Origin of the sequence: Lactobacillus sp. UMNPBX19 (assembly GCF_002553805.1) — a bacterium.
In the GTDB taxonomy this organism is placed as follows: Bacteria; Bacillota; Bacilli; order Lactobacillales; family Lactobacillaceae; genus Lactobacillus.
The window spans coordinates 1-398 of the sequence record NZ_PCYR01000137.1 but is presented as its reverse complement, the minus strand read 5'-3'; the positions used below and the strand labels follow the sequence as shown (position 1 = coordinate 398).

Below are 398 nucleotides of genomic sequence, written 5' to 3'. Positions count from 1 at the left end.
AGCATCTTTATCTGTATGGCGATCTTTCATCGTCATGTGTTTAATATCAAATACTTGCGCGAGAGGTAACCGCAATTGACGTTCCGACAGAACTGGTGTCAATGTTGCAAACTCGCTAGCATAAATTTCTGGCAAGTCCCAAGCAACCATTTGCTCATCAAACATTGAAAAAGCTGTCACAACCGCACGATGGACACTGAATGGATCTTTAATATCATCAATCTTCATAGCAATTGTTATTTTTTCAGCCGCTGACCAAGCTTTTGGATAAAGCGCCGCCATTTTTTCAACGATTGCCGTCGTGTCATTTGGCACAGCATGCAAAAATACTTGGAAATCTAATAACGTCAATAATCGTAGTGCTGCTTCACCATTATCATCCGCAATCTCTTTTGAAA

Annotated in this window: 1 pseudogene; it reads right to left on the bottom strand. The window is 40.5% G+C overall.

Annotated elements, in window-relative coordinates:
* Positions 1–398, bottom strand: a pseudogene (locus tag CP370_RS09460) (IpaB/EvcA family protein); the annotation flags it as partial.